Origin of the sequence: Halomonas sp. ML-15 (assembly GCF_014779595.1) — a bacterium.
Lineage (GTDB): Bacteria > Pseudomonadota > Gammaproteobacteria > Pseudomonadales > Halomonadaceae > Franzmannia.
On record NZ_JACXZT010000019.1, the window covers coordinates 1,904,666 to 1,923,189 of the forward strand.

The following is an 18,524-nucleotide window of genomic DNA, read 5'->3' on the forward strand; positions in this document are numbered from 1 at the left end:
CTACCCCATCAATCGAGCGACGATCCGGCGTAGTCGCCGTGCCGGCGAGGATACTCATCGAGCTCGTCAGCATAGCAGTGGATCATCGCCCCCCAGCCATGGCGTGCCATCGGCTGGCTGGTGGCCGGGGCCGTTTCACCTTCGGCGACGTCACCTTCGGGCATACGAATGCCGTAAGTCTCGCGAGTCTGGCGCTCCACCTCGCGTACCAGGTCCTCGCCCAATTCCAGACTGGCCAGTAGATGCTCTGCAATACGTGCGGTGATGAACTCACGCGCCTGGGCATCGTCCCCCGCCTCGAACAGCGCCAGCGCCTCTGCCTCGACGTCGCCTCGCTCATCCAGCAGCTGGCGTTCGAAGCGTTCAATCTCACCGGTCACCGGATGCAGGAAGTCTTGAGGATGCTCGCAGGTATGATAGAGCAGTCGCTTGAAGGTGCGGGTGGCATAGCGAGTCGCCTCCAGGGGGCCGTAGTCCGGATCCAGAAAGTGCGAATCGGCATCCTTGGTCATATAGCGATGCTGCTTGAACTCCGGCGGCACATCTTCGGCGCCGATCGGGATTCCCACGAACGGTGTGGTAATGGCGCTGGTCACCGCTACCCACAGGGTTTGTAACTCCGGATGGGCCTGGGGGCGCAGTTCGGCGACTTGGCCGTAGCCGCTGAAGTCGGTAGACCAGCGAGGGTCTCGCACATAGGCCAGCATGTCCTCAAGTGTCAGCGGGCCCATCTCCTCCAGCTCGCTCTCGAGCGCCGGCGGGTTACGCGCCTCGGTGTAGAAGGCCGGATAAAAGTCGCCCGGGTCATCGGCGGGAAACGCTTGGCCATAGGTCTCCTGGACGTTGAAATGATCGCCCTCGCCGTCCCACCAGCCCTGTTCGATGGCAAAGTCGACAAAATTGTCCGAGGCCATGTAGTCGTCAGACTGACCGGGGTCGGCGGGGAAGTCATGGATGTATCCCGGATACGAGACCCGTATTTGATCGGCGCCCAGTCGCTCGGCCGCCCATAGCCCCTGGCCACCGGCAAAGTTGATGAAGACCCAGCCCTCCTCAGCGTCGGCAATCAGATGAGAGTTGCCACCATAGGTAGAGAAGCCGTGTTCATCGATCAGGCCACCAATGATCTCCACCGCCTCGCGGGCACTTGACGCTCTCTCCATCGCGGCCTTGGCCAGATCGCTGTACTGGGGGCCGGTCTGGGGCGTCTGCTCGGCAGCCTCCTCCGACATTGCCACCAGCTCCGGCCGGGATGGCGACCAGATATCGCGAGCCGCTACCCCCTTTTCATTCAGCCCACCATTGGTCAGCGGTGGCGGGAAACCGGCAAACTCGGAATAGTTCGAGGAAATGTATTTGTAGGTCGTCGACACTTGGGGAATATCGATCAGCTCACCGGGGATGCGCGCCTGATCGGTCACACCGACCTGCCAGGTCGCCCCCTCCGGATGCTGCTGCCGGGGAATGATCTCGAGCCAGTGACTAGAGGGCTCGTGGCCGAAGCCGGTCAGATAGGTACTGCCATCCTCGGTCAGTTCACTGCCGATATAGATCCCGATACTTTTCTGATTCGGGTGCCCCATCTCGCCGGGGGAAGGCGTATCTGCCTGAGCGTAGCCAATAGGCAGCATGACACCTAACGACACCATCCAGGCGAGTCCCCCTCTTCGCTCAAACCCCATGGGCTACCTCCCTTTGTCGGTATTAGTCGATACAGGCCTGCAGGCTTTTTACCGTCAGCAATCCCACTCGGCTTGTCAAATCATGCCCCATAGCATGCATCGGCTAAGCCAAGAACCAGCACCTTAGCAACACGCATTCGTTAGCGCGCTTCCTTTCCCATCGCAGCAGTCGTAAGCTGGATCGCTACCGATTCACAAGGACGTCGCATGTCTCCCGCCGATACCCTGCGCCTGCTGCTGCTCTCCTCGCTGTGGGGACTGTCTTTCATCTTCATGCGCGTGGCGGTGCCGGAATTCGGCCCGGTGCCGCTGGTGCTGGTGCGCATGGGCATCGGTGCCCTGCTGCTGATCCCGCTGCTGCTCGGCGCCCGCTACCTGAGCCTGGTATGGCAGTACAAGCGCCAGCTATTCATGCTCGGTTTCATCAACCACGTGCTGCCCTTTAGCCTGTTGGCGCTGGCCACCACGCGGCTGGAGGCCGGTTTTACGTCGCTGATCAATGCCACCACACCGATCTTCACGGCGCTGATCGGCGCGCTGTTTTTCACCACCCCGGTGCGCCGCCAGCAGTACCTGGGACTTGCGCTGGCGCTGGCCGGCGTCTACGTGCTCTCCGCCAACCGCCTCGACTTCGCGCTGGGCGGTGACGGCTGGTTTATCCTCGCGGTGCTCGGCGCCACCTTCTGCTACGGCATCGCCGGCAACTACTCCAAGACCTACCTCTCACACCTGCCGGTGCGGGTACTGGCAGCGGGCAGCTCGGCGATGTCGGCCCTGATCCTTCTGGTCCCCGGCCTGCTGCTATGGCCCAGCGAGCCGATCGGCGGCCTGGCCTGGGCCAACGCCCTGGCGCTGGCCGTGTTCAGCACCACCGTGGCCTTCCTGCTCTACTTCGGACTGCTCTCCAGCGCCGGCGCCACCGCCGCCTCCACGGTGACCTTTCTGGTGCCGGTCAGCGCCCTGCTGTGGGGCTTTCTGCTGCTCGGCGAGGTGCTCAGCATGCAGATCCTGATCGGCATGGCGATCACCCTGACCGGCACCGCCGTGGCCACCCGGATGGTGCGGTTCAGGCGGCGTGCGGTACCGACGCCGCCGCCCTGACGGGCGCTATCACTCAAAAGGTACCCGGGTAGTTACCACCATCAATCAGCAGGTTCTGGCCGGTGATATAGCTGGCCTGGGCGCTGCACAGAAACGCACAGTAGCTGCCAAACTCATCGGCACTGCCAAAGCGCTGGGCGGGGATGGCCTGGGCGCGCTTTTCACGCACCGCCGCCAGCGGCTCACCGGAAGCGGCCGCGACCTTGTCGAGGGTGCCGGCCAGGCGCTGAGTATCGAAGGCGCCTGGCAGCAGGTTGTTGATGGTGACATTGTTGCCGGCCAACTGGGGCTGGCGGGCCAAGCCGGCGACGAAGCCGGTCAGACCGCAGCGCGCGCCGTTGGAAAGTCCGAGGATATCGATGGGCGCCTTGACCGCCGACGAGGTGATATTGACCACCCGCCCGAAGCCGCGCGCGGCCATGCCATCCACGCAGGCCTTGATCAGTTCGATGGGGGTGATCATGTTGGCCTCCACCGCCCCGACCCAGTCATCGCGCTGCCAGTCGCGGAAGTCCCCGGGCGGCGGGCCACCGTTGTTGTTGACCAGGATATCCACCTGCGGGCAGGCGGCGAGCAGCGCATCGCGCACCTCTGATGTGCCGATATCACCGGCCACGCTGTGTACCTCAATACCGGGGTGGAGCCGCCGTAGCCGCTGCGCCGCTGACTCGAGCCGCTCCGGGTCGCGTGAATTGATCGCCAAATTGACGCCCTCGCGGGCCAGCGCTGCGGCGCAGCCGAACCCCAGTCCCTGGCTGGCCGCACAGACGATGGCCCAACGGCCGGCTATGCCTAGATCCATGCTGCTCTCCTGTCATGGTAATGAGTGTCACACTATCGATAGCCGAGCCTGCCCCTTAACACCGCCTAGCGACAATCCTCCATTGCGCTAACCGCCTGTTCGATCAGCTCGGCCAGCGCCCAGGCCGGCTCGCTGGCCTGGCCGCCGGCGCGCTGCACCAGCCCGATATCGCGGTGGAAGGTATCGCCGCCCAGATCGATGGCGTGCACCTCGGCGGGCCAGCGGCGCAGCGCCGCCGTTTCCGGCACCAGCGCCACGCCGACGCGCTTGGCGACCAGCTCGACGATCGCCTCCAGCTCGTCGACCTCGCACACCTCGCGCACGTCGATACGCTGCTCGCGCAGGAAACGCTCGACCTGGCGGCCGCCGAAGGAGGCGCGATCGTAACGCACGAAGGGCTGGCCGCTGAGCCCCTCACGCCAGCCTGAAGCTGACTGCCCCGCGGGCACCAGTAGTCGAAACGGCTCCCGGGCCAGGGTCGTCCAGCGCAGGTCGCTCTGCAGCGAGAACGGCGGCCGGATGCTGAGCGCCATGTCGAGTTCACCGGCATCCACCAGATCGACCAGCTGCATCGACAGCCCCGGCATCACCCGGGTTCGACAGCCGGGATAGTGGCGGTGAAAGCGGGCCAGGGCGCCGGGCAGCAGGCCGCGCTGCACCGAGGCGATGGCGCCGACGCTGACCAGGGTCGCCGCTTGCTGATCATCGCCGCCGGCGCCCAGGGTGCGATATAGCCGCACCAACTCCTGGGCCTGCTGCAGGGTGTGGCGGCCACGCGCATTGAGCCGGGCATTGCGTCCTTGGCGTTGGAACAGCGCAACGCCGAGGGACGACTCCAGGCGCTTCATCTGAGCGCTCACCGCGGCCTGGGTGAGGCCGATACGCTCTCCGGCGGCGGCAAAGGTTCCGGCCTCGGCCACGGCGATAAAGGTCTGCAGCTCACGAAGCATTGATCAATACTCTTTGTGCTTTATACAAAAATATATTGATTTTATTATAGCTTCAGCTCTCCTAGGCTGTGGACTGATCTTTATTTCCAACAGGAGCCGACCATGAGCCTCTCGCCCTTCCATCTGGCCATCCCCGTTCACGACCTGCCCGCCGCACGCACCTTCTACGGCGAGGTATTCGGTCTCGAAGAGGGGCGCTCCAGCGAGCAGTGGGTCGACTTCAACTTCTACGGCCACCAGTTGGTGATTCACGAGCACCCCAAGACCTCCACCCAGGAGGGTGCCCACACCAATCCGGTGGACGGCCACGACGTGCCGGTACCGCACTTCGGCATCATCCTCGAGTGGGATCAGTGGGAGGCGCTGGCCGAGCGCCTGCGCAGCCGCAACACAGAGTTCGTGATCGAGCCCTATGTGCGCTTCAAGGGCGAGGTCGGCGAGCAGGCCACCATGTTCCTGCTCGACCCCTGCGGTAACGCGCTGGAGTTCAAGGCCTTCAAGGACATGAGCCAGCTGTTCGCCAAGTAGCAAGTAGGTCGGCGGGTCAGGACGCCTGCAGCGCACGCTCCTCGCGGCGATGCTGCAGCGGCGAGGCGCCGAAGTAGCGTTTGTAGTCGCGGCTGAACTGCGACACGCTGCGATAGCCCACCGCCGCCGCGGCCTGATTGACGTTGCACGCCTCCTGCACCAAAAGCTGCTGGGCCTTGATCAGCCGCAGCCGCTTGACGTACTGCAGCGGCGAGGCGTGGACGATCTGCTTGAAGTGCTGGTGGAACGTCGAGGGGCTCATATTGGCCTGGCGGGCCATCTCTTCCACCGAGATCTCCTCGGCATAGTGCGCCTGCAGCCGCGACAGCACCTGCACGATCCGCGCATAGTGGCCCTGGTGCTGCACTAGGGCACACAGCGCCGGCCCCTGCTCGCCCTTGAGCGCCTCGAACACCACGTCACGCACCCGCGCCTCGCCCATGGCCGACGCCGCGCCAGGCTCATGCAGGGCCTGCAGCAGACGCAGCACCGCCCCGTGCATACCGCTGGTCATCGCTACCGAGGCCATGGGTACCGGGTCCTCCATCGCCTGCGCCGCCACCGCATCTCCCATCGCCGCCACCATCTCGCTGAGCAGCGCCGGCTCCAGACGCACCGACACCCCGAGCAGCGGCGCCTCGGCGCTGGCCAACGTCAGGCACTCGAAGGGTAGCGGCAGGGTCTGAACCAGGTAGTGGCCAGGCCCGTAGTGGATCTCGCGAGCGCCGAGATAGCCGACCTTGTGTCCCTGAGCAACGATGATCAGGCTGGGATCATAGATCAGCGGGGTCGGCCCGTGGGCACGATGCAGGGCCATCAGCGAGACGCCCGGCAGCGGCGTGGCGGTATAGCCATCTTCCTCGATCAGCGGCGCGAGCAGTGCGACCAGCTCCGCGGATGCCGTCTGTGGGTGCGCCATGAGCCCTTCCTCTCGGTGTCGGAAACCACGAAATTATGCCGATTTTCCGCAGCATTACGCCATGCAAAACCGGCTTTCTGGAGAAATAGGCAAAAACCCCGGAGAAACGGCGGTCGTACCCTACCCCTCCTGGGCCAATAATGGCGCCATGGCCTCGCCACGAGGCATGACCGATCGAGAGGAGATGCACATGAGCCAGACCCGCGCCTATGCGGCCTATGCCGACGACCAGCCGCTGGCCCCCTTCAGCTTTGAGCGCCGCGCCCCGCGTCCCGACGATGTGGCCATCGAGATTCTCTACTGTGGCGTCTGCCACAGCGACCTGCACTTCGCCCGCAACGACTGGGGCATGACCACCTTTCCCATTGTGCCCGGCCACGAGATCGTCGGTCGCGTGACCGCGGTGGGGGACCAGGTGACGCGCTTCAAGGCCGGCGACATGGTCGGTGTCGGCTGCATGGTCGACTCTTGCCGTGACTGCCAGGCCTGCCACGACGGCGTCGAGCAGTTCTGCCTCAACGGTTTTACCATGACCTACGGCAGCGAAGACCGCCAGGACGGCACCCTCACCCAGGGCGGCTACTCCGACAGCATCGTGGTCAGCGAGCACTTCGTGCTGCGACTGCCCGAGGGCCTCGACCCGGCGGCCGCGGCACCGATTCTGTGCGCCGGTATCACCACCTATTCGCCGCTCAGGCACCACGGCGTGCGGGCCGGCCACAAGGTCGGCGTCATCGGCATGGGCGGCCTCGGCCATATGGGCGTCAAGCTGGCCAAGGCGCTGGGTGCCGAGGTCACGGTCTTCACCCGCTCGGAGGCCAAGGTCGAGGAGGCCAAGCGCAACGGCGCCGACCATGTAGTCGTCTCCGGCGACCCGGCACAGATGGAGGCGGTCGCCGAGACCTACGACTTCATGCTCGACACCGTGCCGGTGCAACACGACCTCAACCCCTACCTGGCGGCGCTGAAGTACGACGGCACCCATATCCTGGTGGGGCTGCTCGATCCCATCGAGCCCGCCGTTGAAGCCTTCAACCTGGTGTTCAAGCGCCGCGTGCTGGCCGGCTCGCTGATCGGCGGTATCCCCGAGACCCAGGAACTGCTCGACTTCTGCGCCGAGCACGACATCACCTGCGACATCGAGATGCTCGATATCCACAACATCAACCAGGCATACGAGCGCATGGAGAAGGGCGACGTGCGCTACCGCTTCGTGATCGACATGGCCACCCTGAAGGCTGACCAGACTGCCTGAAAGGGCCGAGCGATGCCCGGCAATAGGCGTAGTGCCGGGCATCGGCTACCCTTGCCAGGACTGGCTTACCCCCATGCGCAGGAGCAAAGTACTCCGCCATGACCCATATAATAACGACGCTGTGAGGAGATAGCCCCATGGTCACCCTGACGATCAACGGTCAGCAGCACGAGCTCGACGTGCCCGACCAGATGCCCCTGCTGTGGGCGCTGCGCGATGTGGTGCGACTGACCGGCACCAAGTTCGGCTGCGGTATCGCCCAGTGCGGCGCCTGCACCGTGCATCTTGATGGCGAGGCGGTACGCTCCTGCGTCACCCCGGTTTCCCAGGCCCAGAACCGCGAGATCACCACCATCGAAGGGATCGCCGATGACGCCGTCGGCAGCCGCGTGCAGCGCGCCTGGCTGGAGCTCGGCGTGGCTCAGTGCGGCTACTGCCAGAGCGGCCAGATCATGGGCGCCTCGGCGCTGCTCAAGCAGACCGCCACGCCCAGCGACGAGCAGATCGTCGAGGCCATGGACGGGAACCTGTGCCGCTGCGGGACCTACTCGCGTATCCGCCAGGCCATCCATCGCGCCGCCGAGCGTGGGGAGGAGCAGGCATGACCACTCATCGCAACCCCCTACTGCTGGCCAACGTCAGTCGCCGCCATGTGCTCAAGGGGCTGGCCGCCTCCAGCGCTCTGGTCATCGCCGCCCGCTGGTCGCCGCTGCTCGCCGACGAAGCGGAGCGCTATGGCGCCGAGGCCATGCCCCACGGCTGGGTCGACGACCCCAACGTCTTTATTCGTATCGACGAGGATGGCACCGTCACCGTGGTCAACCACCGTGCCGAGATGGGTCAGGGCATCCGCACCAGCCTGGTGATGGTCGCCGCCGATGAGCTCGGCGCCGATTGGCCGCGCGTCCGCGTCGAGCAGGCCCCCGGCGATGAAGAAACCTACGGCAACCAGAACACCGACGGCTCGCGCAGCATGCGCCACTCCTTCGACCCGATGCGCCGCGCTGCCGCCGCAGCCCGCACCATGCTCGAACAGGCCGCCGCCGAGCAGTGGCAGGTGCCGGCCGAGGAGTGCCAGGCCGGCGTGCATGTGGTCCGTCACGACCCCAGCGGGCGCGAGCTCGGCTTCGGCGAACTGGCCGCCGCGGCCAGCCAGCTGCCGGTGCCCGAGCGTGACACCCTGACTCTCAAGCCACGGGACGAGTGGCGCTATATCGGCCGGGAAAACGTCACCGACGACGCGCCGCTGGCGATCGACGGCGAGGATATCGTCACCGGCCGCGCTCTATACGGCGCCGATGTTCATCTCGACGACATGCGCTATGCGGTGATCGCCCGGCCGCCGGTCTACGGCGCGCAGCTCGCCAGCGTCGATGACACCGCCGCGCTGGAAATACCCGGCGTGGTGCGAGTCGTCGAGGTACCGGGCGTGGGACAGCCGGCCGGCTTCGCCCCGCTAGGCGGCGTGGCAGTGATCGCCGAGAACACCTGGGCGGCGATTCAGGGGCGCGATGCGCTGGAGATCGAGTGGGATCTGGACGCCGCCGGAGACAACGCCAGCTACGACAGCGACGCCTACCGTGAGGCGCTGGAGCAGGCCGCCTCGGCAGCCGGAAGGGTGGTCCGCGAACGCGGCGATATCGACGCCGCCCTGGACCAGGCCGAGCAGCGCCTGGAGGCGACCTACTATATGCCGCATATGGCCCAGGCACCCATCGAACCGCCGGTGGCGCTGGCCCGGATAGTCGACGGCAAGGCGGAAGTCTGGGCCCCGGTTCAGCACCCCCAGGCCGCCCGCGAGGGCATTGCCGAGCAGCTCGGCATCGCCCTCGAGGACGTGACCGTCCATGCCACCCTGCTGGGGGGCGGTTTCGGGCGCAAGTCCAAGCCCGACTTCATGCTCGAGGCGAGCTACCTGAGCCAGGCGTTGGATGGCCAGCCGGTGCGCGTGCAGTGGACCCGCGAAGACGACCTGCACCACGCCTACTTCCACGCCGTCTCGGTGGACCGCCTGGAGGCCGGCCTCGACGCCGAGGGCAAGGCGATTGGCTGGCGTCACCGCACCCTCTCGCCGAGCATCGCCTCGCTGTTCGCCCCGGATCCGGAGCACAAGCAGGACTTCGAACTCGGCATGGGGTTTACTACCGTGCCCTTCGATATTCCCGCCATGCGCCTGGAGAATCCCGACGCCTCGGCACATGTGCGCATCGGCTGGTTCCGCGCCGTCTACAACCTGCCCCACGCCTTCGCCATCCAGAGCTTCACCGCCGAGATGGCCGCCGCCGCCGACCGCGATCATCGCGACTACCTGCTCGAGCTGCTGGGACCAGCGCGCCAGATCAATCCCCGCGACGTCAACGACAGCTGGAACTACGGCGAAGACCCGGAGCGCTACCCCATCGATATCGGCCGCCTGTGCGGCGTGATCGAGAGCGCCACCGAAGCGGCCGAGTGGCAGCGTGAACGCCCTGCGGGTCGCGGCCTGGGGCTGGCCGTTCACCACAGCTTCGCCTCCTATGCCGCCGTGGTGTTCGACGTGGAGGTCAACGATGACGGCGAGGTGACGATTCACAGCGCCGATATTGCCTTCGACTGCGGCCCGCAGATCAACCCGGACCGCATTCGCGCACAGATGGAGGGCTCCTGCCTGATGGGCATCGGCATCGCCCTACATAGCGAGATCACCGCCCGCGAGGGGCGCATCGAACAGGACAACTTCCATCAGTTCCGGATTCCGCGCCTCTCCCACACCCCACACGAGATACGCGTGCATCTGATCAACGACGACCCCGAGGTGCCGCTGGGTGGCGTGGGCGAGCCGGGGCTGCCGCCAATAGCACCGGCGCTGTGCAATGCGATCTACGCCGCTACCGGCAAGCGCATCCGGCGCCTGCCGGTAGGCGACCAGCTAGCGGGGTGAGCATGCAGCACCTCGACCTGCAGGTGATCGAGCGAGCCCTGAGTTGGGCCCGCGACGGCGAGAGCATATGGCTGTGCACGGTGCTCGCCACCTACGGCTCTGCGCCGCGTGCCCCGGGGGCACTGCTGGCGGTGTGCGGCGACGGTCGCCACGTCGGCTCGCTGTCCGGCGGCTGCGTCGAGGAGGACTTCCTCGAGCGCCTCCAGCGCGGCGAGTTCGACGCCCCGGTGACCGCCCTGCGCTACGGCGGCGGCAGCGAGGACGGCGGCGTTCATGCCCCCCATGTCGTCCTGCCGTGTGGCGGCATCCTCGACGTGCTGGTCGAGCGTCTACCCGCCACTCCCGAGACCCTGGTCCATCTGGAGGTGTTCCACGCCACCCTGCTGGGGCAGCGCCCGCTGCTGCGCTGCGTCGATCTCGACGATGGACGCCGCCACTTCCTGAGCGATGACGGCACCGGGCCGCGGGTGGTGCGCGATCTGCAGCGGCGCACCGTTCAGCTGCGCATCGGCCCCGCGGCACGCCTGATCATTGCCGGCCTGTCGCCGGTCTCGGAGGCCTGCGCGCGCTTCGCCCAGAGTCTCGGCTTCGAGGTGATAGTGTGTGATCCCCGAGACGAGCCACATCGCGATACCGCGCTCGACGGCATCGAGCGGCAGCGAGTACTGCCGTCGCAGTTTATCGCCTCCGGCGCCTGCCACGCCGCCACTGCCGTCGTCGCCCTGACCCATGATCCGCGCATCGACGACCTGGCGCTGATCGAGGCAGTCCGCACCCCGGCGTTCTATATCGGCGTAATGGGCTCGCAGCGCACCTCCCAGGCGCGCGCCGAGCGCCTGCGCCGCTCCGGCGGCCTGAGTGACGCCGATATCGCCCGCCTGCATATGCCCATCGGACTCGACCTGGGCAGCAAGGCCCCCGCGGAGATCGCCCTCGCAGTGATGGCCGATATCCTCCGCGTGCAGCGCGGCAAGGCGCGCGATGAACTCTGAGCAGACTCCCCACAGACAATGCGTGGCCATCCTTATGGCCGCAGGTTATTCGCGGCGTTTCGGCGCCCAGGACAAGCGCCGCGCGCAGCTGACCGACGAGCAGACCCTGCTCGCCGCGACCCTGGCGCGCGCTCAGCAGGCCTTTCCTCTGATGCGGGTGGTACTTCGCGAAGACGACGACCCGCAGGCCCTGGGGCTAGCCATGACCACGCCGATCATCCGCGCCCCCCGCGCCGCACGCGGTCTTGGCGCTAGCATCGGCGATGCCATCGCAACGGTGAGCCGCGATCCCGACCTGGCCGAAGTGGCCGCCGCTGCCGTGCTGCTTGGCGATATGCCGGCGATCTCGCTCGCCACACTGAGGCGACTACAGGGCCTGGCCGACGCCTCGACCATCCTGCGCCCCCGCCATGCCGGCCGGCCCGGTCATCCGGTGCTGTTCGGGCGGGAGCTGTGGCGCGAATTGGCGTTGCTGGACGGCGACCAGGGCGCCCGCGAGATCATCCGCCAGCACCCCGCGCGCTACCGCGAGATCGCCGTCGCCGATGGCGGCATTCACTGCGATATCGACACCCCCGCCGAGCTGCAAGGCGTTATGCCGCAAGATCGCCGGTAGGCGGCTCGCGGCTGATCAGAAGTCCGGTTTGCGCTTATCGACGAAGGCGCTCATGCCTTCGCGCTGCTCGTCGCCGGCGAACGCCAGGGCGAACAGCCCGGTCTCCAGCGCCAGGGCGCTATCCAGGTCCTGGTCGTGGCCGTCGTGGACCGCCTGCTTGGCGCCGCGCACCGCCTGGGGGCCGTTGCCGTTGAGCTGCTTGGCGAGCCGCTCGACGTAGGCGTCGAGGTCGGCCTGGGGCATCACCTGGTTGACCAGGCCGATACGCAGCGCCTCCTGGGCATCGATCTTGCGCCCGGTGGTAACCAGATCCAGCGCCATGGCCGGGCCGACCCGGCGCGGCAGGCGCTGGGTACCGCCGAAGCCGGGGATCACCCCCAGCGCCACTTCAGGCTGGCCCAAGATGGCGTTGTCGCTGGCCACCGCCCAGTCGCAGGCCAGCGCCAGTTCGCAGCCGCCGCCCAGGCAGAAGCCGTTGACCAGTGCCACCACCGGCACCGGTAGCCGCTCGAGGCGCTTCAGGGTGGCCAGGCCACGCTGGGCGAAATCCCGCGCCTGGGCGGCGCTCAGCTCGCGCATCTCGGTAATATCGGCTCCCGCCACGAAGGCCTTGTCGCCGGCGCCGGTGATCAGCACCCCGCGCAGGTCGGGCTCGGCCTCGAGGGCGTCGAGCTCGGCGGCCAGAGCGTCGAGCAGCGCGCTGTTAAGGGCGTTGAGCGCCTTGGGACGATTGATGGTCAGGCAGGCGAGGCCGTGGCGCTCGCTGCGTTGGATCAGGGCATCACTCATGGAGCACTCCGCTTATTGGTAGACATGGAAACCGCGGCCGCTCTTGCGGCCCAGATAGCCGGCGGCCACCATCCGCCGCAGCAGCGGGCAGGGGCGGTACTTGGGATCGCCGAAGCCCTGCTGCAGCACCTCCATGATCGCCAGGCAGACGTCGAGGCCGATCAGGTCGGCGAGGGCCAGTGGCCCCATCGGGTGGGCGGCGCCGAGCTTCATGCTGGCGTCGATATCGTCGGCGCTGGCCACGCCATCCTGGAGCAGGAAGGCCGCCTCGTTGATCATCGGCACCAGCAGGCGGTTGACGGCGAAGCCGGGGGCATCGGCGATCAGCACCGCGGTCTTGCCGAGGCGCTCGGCGAGCGCCTCTACCGCCTCGACGGTGGCATCCGAGGTCTGTTCGGCGCGGATCACCTCGACCAGCTTGAGCACCGGCACCGGATTGAAGAAGTGCATGCCGACCACCCGCTCGGGGCGCTCGCACACTGCAGCCAGGCGGGTCAGCGACAGCGACGAGGTGTTGGAGGCGAGAATGGCGTCTGGCGCCAGGGCGTCGAGGTCACGGAACAGGCGCTCCTTGAGCTCGGGGTTCTCCGGGGCCGCCTCGATGATCACCTGGCAGCCGGCCAGGGCATCCAACTGCGTGGTGGTCGTCAGGCGCGCCAGGGCCGCCTGGCGGTCGGCGTCATCGAGCTTCTCCTTGTCGACCAGCTTGGCCAGGCGCTTGTCGATGGCCGCCTGGCCGCGCTCGAGGGACGCCTCGGCGACGTCGCACATCACGACCTCGAAACCGCTGGTAATGGCCACCTGGGCAATCCCCTGGCCCATGGTACCGGCGCCGACTACGCCGATCGTCATATCGCTCATCACTCGCTCCTGTTGCGCTGCACATAAGGCCCTAACATAAGCCCTTTGCAACGCCTTGCCCAGGCAGCGACCAATTAGCGCTATCGCAGATAGACAGCACCGCTCAGAACTGCTCCGTCGACAGGCCTACGAGGAGGCGCTGTAAACCCTTCCCTGGGCGCTACCTACGCCCTGCTGCGCTCTCGCATCCTGCTCCGCTTGCAGGACCGGTGCTGGCCATCCATGGCCAGCCCGTTCGGAGGAATCCTCCTCACCCCTGGCGTAGAACCTCCTCTTCGGCCTGTCCCCGGCGTTCTTCGCTTCGAGGCAACGAAAGAGCGACTAACGCACTCAGCTCCGCGTGTCTGATTTCCCTTGGGCGTCGTCGCCGTGAGGGCCGGCTTCGGCATCGACGTCGAAGTACTCGATATGCGCCGCGTCCTCACGGGGCGGGCCCACCAGCGGCTCGGCCACGTCAATATCAGGTACCCAGTCTGAGAGGTCCTCGACATGCTCGTGCTCGGTGGCCCCCTGCACTTGCTCTTCGGTGACCCCAAGCTCGGCCCCCACCGAGGTCATCGGCGTGCTGGGGGCGAACGGCGCCACCGGCAGCGGCGCCGGACGCACGCTGCGCCGCCAGCAGAAGAACGCCACCAGTATCAGCCCCAGCCCGCCCAGCGACCAGAACAGGCCGCTGTCGCCCACCGCGCTCATCACCGGCGTGATCAGCGGCGGGCTAAGCGTAGAGCCGAGTGCGTTGATCAGCAGCAGGCCCTGGCTCATACGCACCAGGGCGCCGGCCGGCGCGCGGTCGGCAGCATGGCTCACCGCCACCGGGTAGAGTGCGAAGACACCGCCACCGAGCAGGAACAGCAGTCCGGCCAGCAGCCAGGTATTCAACGGCAGCCACAGCATGCCGGCCGAGATCACCACGCAGAACACGCCGATCAGGATCAGTACCTGCTGGCGGTCGTGGCGATCCGACCAGCGGCCGATGGGGTACTGCAGCAGCATGGCCCCCAGTATCACCACCGCCATCATCTGACCGATCTGGTTGACCGACAGGCCCACCCGCTGCAGATAGAGCGGCAGCAGGCTGTAGATCGCCGCCACCAGCAGGCCCGAGCCGAAGCTGCCCACCACCCCGGTTGGTGTGACGATCATCAGGCGCCACGGCGAGAGCGGCTCGGCGTGCTCGATCAGCGGCGAGACCCGCGGAATCATCGCCATCGGCAGCACCGAGAGTGCCGCCAGCATGCCCACTACCATGAACGGCTGGGTAACCCCCGCAGCATCGGTAACACCCAGCAGCAGCTGGCCAATGGCGCCGGCGGCGTAGAGCGCGATCATGTACATCGCCAGCAGCCGGCCGCGCACCTTCTGCTCGCCGGAGGTCAGCAGCCAGCTCTCGATGACCAGATAGACCCCCACCGTGGCCCAGCCGCCGATCAGACGCAGCACGAACCAGGCGTAGGCATCCAGCCACAGGCCCTGCAGCAGCACCGTAACCGCGACGATAGAGGCGAAGCAGCCGTAGGCGCGGATATGCCCGATGCGCAGCAACAGCCGGTCGTTGAACACCGCGCCCAGCGCCAGGCCGATGAAGTAGGCCGAGGAGACCCAGCCGATGACTACCGGTGAGTAGCCGGCATCGTCCAGACGCAGGGTAATCAGGGTGGCAAGGAAGCCGTTGCCGATGCCGAGGATAAACAACCCCAGCAGCGGCGCTAGCGCCATGGAGAGCAGTTGCCGCGACATGAAATCAGCCTCACAGGCTTGTGAATCGACAGGGGAAAAGTGAATGGCAGGACCTGCCGAAGAGCGCCTGCCATGCTATCCGCACGCAGGGAGACGCGGGGCAATATACACCCGGCGATAGAGAAGTCAATCTACTATTGGGCAGGCGCCCATCGTGGCACTCTATCGGCGTGGCCCAGCGCCAATCTGACCGCCTCAGTGGCGCAGGTGACGTTCATCCGGCGACACCGGCGTTGCCTGGATCCCGGCATCATCCAGATCCACCCAGGGCTCACGCGGCGCTTCGGTACGTGACCCGGTACGCGCGGCGAAACGCTCACCGTGCAGCGCCTTGAGCAGCCCTACCACCATGAGTATTATCACCACCGAGAACGGCAAGGCCGCCATGATCACCGCGGACTGCAGGGTCTCCAACCCGCCGGCCAGCAGCAGCACCGCTGTCAGCACCCCCAGTACAGCGCCCCAAAGGATGCGATGCCCGGTGGGCGGCTCGGGATCACCGCCGGCAAGAATGGTATTGATCACCAGCGTTCCGGCATTGGCGGAGGTAATCAGGTAGGTCGCGATCAGCACCACCAGCACTGCCGAGACGCCAACGCCCAGCATGCCCAGATCCATGGCCGCCACCGTGGCAAACAGCGCCGTGGCCACATCATTGTCCACGGCCTGGATGATCCCCCCGGCGCCAAAGAGTTCGTGATAGAGCGCGGTGCCGCCAAACAGGCCGATCCAGATAATGGTAATCACCGTGGGCACCAGCAGTACGCCCATCACGAATTCGCGGAAGGTACGCCCCCGGGAGACGCGGGCGATAAACATCCCGACGAAGGGCGACCAGGCCAGCCACCAGCCCCAGAAGAAGACCGTCCATTCTGACTGCCAGCCATCGGCAATGGTGGCATTGGTGTGAAAGGTCATGCCCAGCAGGTGCTGCAAATAGTCGCCGGCGGATTCGATGGTAAGGGCAATCAGATACTGGGTCGGGCCGAACAGCAGCATGAAGATCACCACCGCAATACTCAGCCAGAAGTTAGCCTCCGAGAGCAGGCGCACGCCGCGCTTGACGCCGGAGACCACCGACAGGGTTGCCACGCTCATGATCACGGCAGTGATCACCAGTTGCAGCGTGATCGACGACGACAACCCGAATACCGCATCCAGACCGGCATTCATCTGCTGTACACCGAGCCCCAGGGTGGTCGCTATACCAAACACCGTACCGAACACCGCCAGCAGGTCGACCAGATCACCCAATATGCCATGGGTGCGCTCACCCAGAATCGGCTCCAGCCCGGAGCGCACCGTCAGCGGCAGGTTGCGGCGATAGGCGAAGTAGGCCAGTACCAGCGCCACGAACGAGAAGATCGCCCAGCCATTCAGCCCCCAATGGAAGTAGGTCAGGCGCATCGCTACCCGTGCCGCTTCGGGACTCATGCCATCGGCGACAAAGGGGTTCTCCTGAAACTGCAGGATCGGCTGGGCCACCGCCCAGAACAGAATGCCCACGCCGGTACCGGCGGCAAACAGCATCGAGATCCACGAAAAAAAGGTGAACTCCGGCTGTTCGTTATCACCACCCAAGCGCACATTCTTGAAGCGCCCTACCCCCAGCCAGATCATGAAAAACAGTAGAAATGCGACGAGCAGGACGTAGTACCACTCCAGAAAGGGATTCACTACGCCGCGCACACGGTCAAGAACGTCGGAGAGGTGTTCGGTAAAAAAGGCCCCATACACCAAGGCGGCCCCTACCATGATGATGGCGATCAGCGTGACGCGAGCATTCATCCCCTTGAACAGCCCTGACGTGGCTTGGCGATACATCACAGCTCCTTGATTATCAGTCGACAGCCCACTCGACCAGCTCGCTGGAGAGCCGCTCGGTAGCACGCCACAGCGCCATCACGGCCTGCTCGACGGAGGTCCCCACGAGCGCCTCGCGCACCTCGAAGCGTTGACTGCCCACCAGCCGGTTAGCTGAGAGATCGATCAGATGGGCGTCGAACACGATCATGGCGAAGGGTTCGCCCTGCTCATACTGGATCCGGTAGGTACGCAGCTGGCCTCCCAACTGCAGATCCGCCGAGATGCCCTCCTGGTCAGAGACCACCCGGGCCAGGCGTCCGTCACGCAGGAAGGCCTCCATCAGGTGGTCGCGCAGCAGCACCGGCACCGGGGCACTCCAGCGTGCCTGGCCATAGCTCTGCAGCGTGATCGCATCCGGCGCCACCACGATGTCCGTGCCGCCCTGCACCTCATCCACGGCGGGCCTGGCTACCCTCAGCACCCTCTCGCTGACAGGCGCCTGGCTTGCCGGGAGCTGCGAGCCGGGCAGCTGATAGACCTGGCGTGGCTCGCGCTCGGGAAACACGGTACAGCCGACGAGCAGCAGCGTCGCCAGGACGCAGAGTGTAGCGGTGACAGCCCTCATGGATTGAACTCCGGTAAGCGCTCGCGTCCCAGCATATAGCCGGCCGGGTCGCCATCGAATTGACGGGTGGTGCGTTCGATCGTATTGACCGCATTGCGAAAATCGCGAATCGCCGGTTCCAGGGCATGCACGCCCTGCAAGCCCTGCTCGAGGGAGCCACGATTGTCATTGATGATTTCATCCACCGAGGCCATCACGGCGTCGAGCCGCCGCATGGCATCCGACACGCTGCGCATCGCTTCTTCGCCATGCACGTCCAACATCCGGTTGGCATCCACTATCAAGCCGTCGAGACTCTCGAACGCCCGGTTGGCGGACGCAGTGGTCTGGGCCAGGTTGTCCATCGCCACTCCCGCCTGCTCCTGGTGCTCGACAGCGAAACGGCTGACCTCTTCGACATTGTGCAGAATCGAGGTAATGCTTCCGACGTTCTCCTCGGAGAACATCTGATTGATATTGTCGACCAGAGAATTGACGCCCCCCATGGACTCTTCCCAGTTGGTGCGCAGGCGTGAAAACGGCGACGGTTCGGCAATGATTACCGGCACCCCACCTTCCCTTCTGGCCACTAGCGGCGGCCCACTCAGGGAGTCGGTACTCAACTGGATATGCGACGAGCCGGTAATATTGGTCATGGCGATGCGCGCCTGAGTATCGGTCGTCACCGGGGTATCGGCGGCCACCGTGATGCGTGCGATGACCTGGGTCGGGTCACTGGGATCGAGGCGCAGGCGGCTCACCGAGCCGACGCGCAGGCCGTTATATTCGACGCGGCTGCCGTCGGAGAGGCCGCTCACCGCCTCCTGGAAGACCACATCGATCATCAGCGTCTCGCGCTCATCGCCAAACCTCGCCAGCCATAGGCCAAACAGGGCGATGGCGGCGATCAGCAGCAGCGTAATGCCACCGATCATGATGTGATTGGCACGTGGCTCCATCGC

Annotated in this window: 17 protein-coding genes; 7 read left to right on the forward strand and 10 right to left on the reverse strand. The window is 65.9% G+C overall.

What is annotated here, in order from left to right; translation table 11 throughout:
- Positions 1-8: 8 nt before the first annotated feature.
- The gene (locus IEI94_RS20590) at positions 9-1,682 is read right to left on the reverse strand and encodes a C69 family dipeptidase (protein ID WP_224750217.1); all 1,674 of its coding nucleotides are present in this window, start codon (positions 1,680-1,682) and stop codon (positions 9-11) included.
- Between the two features lie 207 nt (positions 1,683-1,889).
- Between IEI94_RS20590 and IEI94_RS20595 the strand changes: the two genes are divergently transcribed.
- Complete coding sequence (locus tag IEI94_RS20595; protein WP_191169079.1) at positions 1,890-2,783, forward strand: DMT family transporter; 894 nt, start codon at positions 1,890-1,892, stop codon at positions 2,781-2,783.
- Positions 2,784-2,796: 13 nt separating this feature from the next.
- On the opposite strand, the gene IEI94_RS20600 is transcribed toward IEI94_RS20595, so the two are convergent.
- Together IEI94_RS20600 and IEI94_RS20605 are read right to left on the reverse strand one after the other, a co-directional pair.
- On the reverse strand, positions 2,797-3,585 hold the full coding sequence (locus IEI94_RS20600) for an SDR family oxidoreductase (RefSeq protein WP_191169080.1): 789 nt from the start codon (positions 3,583-3,585) through the stop codon (positions 2,797-2,799).
- Between the two features lie 65 nt (positions 3,586-3,650).
- Complete coding sequence (locus tag IEI94_RS20605) at positions 3,651-4,535, reverse strand: LysR family transcriptional regulator (RefSeq protein ID WP_191169081.1); 885 nt, start codon at positions 4,533-4,535, stop codon at positions 3,651-3,653.
- Between the two features lie 102 nt (positions 4,536-4,637).
- Here IEI94_RS20605 and IEI94_RS20610 point away from each other — a divergent pair, with 102 nt between their 5' ends.
- On the forward strand, positions 4,638-5,063 hold the full coding sequence (locus tag IEI94_RS20610; protein WP_191169082.1) for a VOC family protein: 426 nt from the start codon (positions 4,638-4,640) through the stop codon (positions 5,061-5,063).
- Between the two features lie 16 nt (positions 5,064-5,079).
- On the opposite strand, the gene IEI94_RS20615 is transcribed toward IEI94_RS20610, so the two are convergent.
- Positions 5,080-5,982, reverse strand: coding sequence for an AraC family transcriptional regulator (locus IEI94_RS20615; protein WP_191169083.1), 903 nt, complete (start codon positions 5,980-5,982; stop codon positions 5,080-5,082).
- 190 nt (positions 5,983-6,172) lie between these two features.
- Between IEI94_RS20615 and IEI94_RS20620 the strand changes: the two genes are divergently transcribed.
- The 5 genes from IEI94_RS20620 (at position 6,173) to IEI94_RS20640 (ending at position 11,765) form a co-directional block, all read left to right on the forward strand.
- Positions 6,173-7,237 (forward strand): NAD(P)-dependent alcohol dehydrogenase, encoded by a 1,065-nt coding sequence (locus IEI94_RS20620; RefSeq protein WP_191169084.1) that lies wholly within the window; start codon positions 6,173-6,175, stop codon positions 7,235-7,237.
- A gap of 137 nt (positions 7,238-7,374) precedes the next feature.
- Positions 7,375-7,842 (forward strand): (2Fe-2S)-binding protein, encoded by a 468-nt coding sequence (locus IEI94_RS20625; RefSeq protein WP_191169085.1) that lies wholly within the window; start codon positions 7,375-7,377, stop codon positions 7,840-7,842.
- Positions 7,839-10,157 (forward strand): xanthine dehydrogenase family protein molybdopterin-binding subunit, encoded by a 2,319-nt coding sequence (locus IEI94_RS20630; protein WP_191169086.1) that lies wholly within the window; start codon positions 7,839-7,841, stop codon positions 10,155-10,157. The genes IEI94_RS20625 and IEI94_RS20630 overlap by 4 nt, the downstream gene beginning before the upstream one ends.
- Before the next feature lie 2 nt (positions 10,158-10,159).
- On the forward strand, positions 10,160-11,149 hold the full coding sequence (locus IEI94_RS20635) for an XdhC family protein (protein WP_191169087.1): 990 nt from the start codon (positions 10,160-10,162) through the stop codon (positions 11,147-11,149).
- A gap of 22 nt (positions 11,150-11,171) precedes the next feature.
- Complete coding sequence (locus IEI94_RS20640; RefSeq protein WP_318153431.1) at positions 11,172-11,765, forward strand: nucleotidyltransferase family protein; 594 nt, start codon at positions 11,172-11,174, stop codon at positions 11,763-11,765.
- Between the two features lie 15 nt (positions 11,766-11,780).
- On the opposite strand, the gene IEI94_RS20645 is transcribed toward IEI94_RS20640, so the two are convergent.
- From IEI94_RS20645 to IEI94_RS20670, 6 genes are all read right to left on the reverse strand, one after another.
- Positions 11,781-12,554: an enoyl-CoA hydratase-related protein gene (locus IEI94_RS20645; protein ID WP_191169089.1), complete on the reverse strand. Its 774-nt coding sequence runs from the start codon at positions 12,552-12,554 to the stop codon at positions 11,781-11,783.
- A 12-nt stretch (positions 12,555-12,566) separates the two neighbouring features.
- The gene (locus IEI94_RS20650) at positions 12,567-13,415 is read right to left on the reverse strand and encodes a 3-hydroxybutyryl-CoA dehydrogenase (RefSeq protein ID WP_191169090.1); all 849 of its coding nucleotides are present in this window, start codon (positions 13,413-13,415) and stop codon (positions 12,567-12,569) included.
- Positions 13,416-13,745: 330 nt separating this feature from the next.
- Complete coding sequence (locus IEI94_RS20655) at positions 13,746-15,152, reverse strand: MFS transporter (RefSeq protein ID WP_191169091.1); 1,407 nt, start codon at positions 15,150-15,152, stop codon at positions 13,746-13,748.
- A 195-nt stretch (positions 15,153-15,347) separates the two neighbouring features.
- A complete protein-coding gene (locus IEI94_RS20660) occupies positions 15,348-16,976 on the reverse strand; it encodes a BCCT family transporter (RefSeq protein WP_191169092.1) in 1,629 nt (542 codons plus the stop codon).
- A gap of 16 nt (positions 16,977-16,992) precedes the next feature.
- Positions 16,993-17,583, reverse strand: coding sequence for an ABC-type transport auxiliary lipoprotein family protein (locus IEI94_RS20665; protein WP_191169093.1), 591 nt, complete (start codon positions 17,581-17,583; stop codon positions 16,993-16,995).
- Complete coding sequence (locus IEI94_RS20670; RefSeq protein ID WP_191169094.1) at positions 17,580-18,521, reverse strand: MlaD family protein; 942 nt, start codon at positions 18,519-18,521, stop codon at positions 17,580-17,582. The genes IEI94_RS20665 and IEI94_RS20670 overlap by 4 nt, the downstream gene beginning before the upstream one ends.
- Positions 18,522-18,524: the final 3 nt, after the last annotated feature.

Bases quoted from the DNA above. Each gene is read 5' to 3' on its own strand.
- IEI94_RS20590 (WP_224750217.1), bottom strand. From the start codon at position 1,682: ATGGGGTTTGAGCGAAGAGGGGGACTCGCCTGGATGGTGTCGTTAGGT.
- IEI94_RS20595 (WP_191169079.1), top strand. From the start codon at position 1,890: ATGTCTCCCGCCGATACCCTGCGCCTGCTGCTGCTCTCCTCGCTGTGG.
- IEI94_RS20600 (WP_191169080.1), bottom strand. From the start codon at position 3,585: ATGGATCTAGGCATAGCCGGCCGTTGGGCCATCGTCTGTGCGGCCAGC.
- IEI94_RS20605 (WP_191169081.1), bottom strand. From the start codon at position 4,535: ATGCTTCGTGAGCTGCAGACCTTTATCGCCGTGGCCGAGGCCGGAACC.
- IEI94_RS20610 (WP_191169082.1), top strand. From the start codon at position 4,638: ATGAGCCTCTCGCCCTTCCATCTGGCCATCCCCGTTCACGACCTGCCC.
- IEI94_RS20615 (WP_191169083.1), bottom strand. From the start codon at position 5,982: ATGGCGCACCCACAGACGGCATCCGCGGAGCTGGTCGCACTGCTCGCG.
- IEI94_RS20620 (WP_191169084.1), top strand. From the start codon at position 6,173: ATGAGCCAGACCCGCGCCTATGCGGCCTATGCCGACGACCAGCCGCTG.
- IEI94_RS20625 (WP_191169085.1), top strand. From the start codon at position 7,375: ATGGTCACCCTGACGATCAACGGTCAGCAGCACGAGCTCGACGTGCCC.
- IEI94_RS20630 (WP_191169086.1), top strand. From the start codon at position 7,839: ATGACCACTCATCGCAACCCCCTACTGCTGGCCAACGTCAGTCGCCGC.
- IEI94_RS20635 (WP_191169087.1), top strand. From the start codon at position 10,160: ATGCAGCACCTCGACCTGCAGGTGATCGAGCGAGCCCTGAGTTGGGCC.
- IEI94_RS20645 (WP_191169089.1), bottom strand. From the start codon at position 12,554: ATGAGTGATGCCCTGATCCAACGCAGCGAGCGCCACGGCCTCGCCTGC.
- IEI94_RS20650 (WP_191169090.1), bottom strand. From the start codon at position 13,415: ATGAGCGATATGACGATCGGCGTAGTCGGCGCCGGTACCATGGGCCAG.
- IEI94_RS20655 (WP_191169091.1), bottom strand. From the start codon at position 15,152: ATGTCGCGGCAACTGCTCTCCATGGCGCTAGCGCCGCTGCTGGGGTTG.
- IEI94_RS20660 (WP_191169092.1), bottom strand. From the start codon at position 16,976: ATGTATCGCCAAGCCACGTCAGGGCTGTTCAAGGGGATGAATGCTCGC.
- IEI94_RS20665 (WP_191169093.1), bottom strand. From the start codon at position 17,583: ATGAGGGCTGTCACCGCTACACTCTGCGTCCTGGCGACGCTGCTGCTC.
- IEI94_RS20670 (WP_191169094.1), bottom strand. From the start codon at position 18,521: ATGGAGCCACGTGCCAATCACATCATGATCGGTGGCATTACGCTGCTG.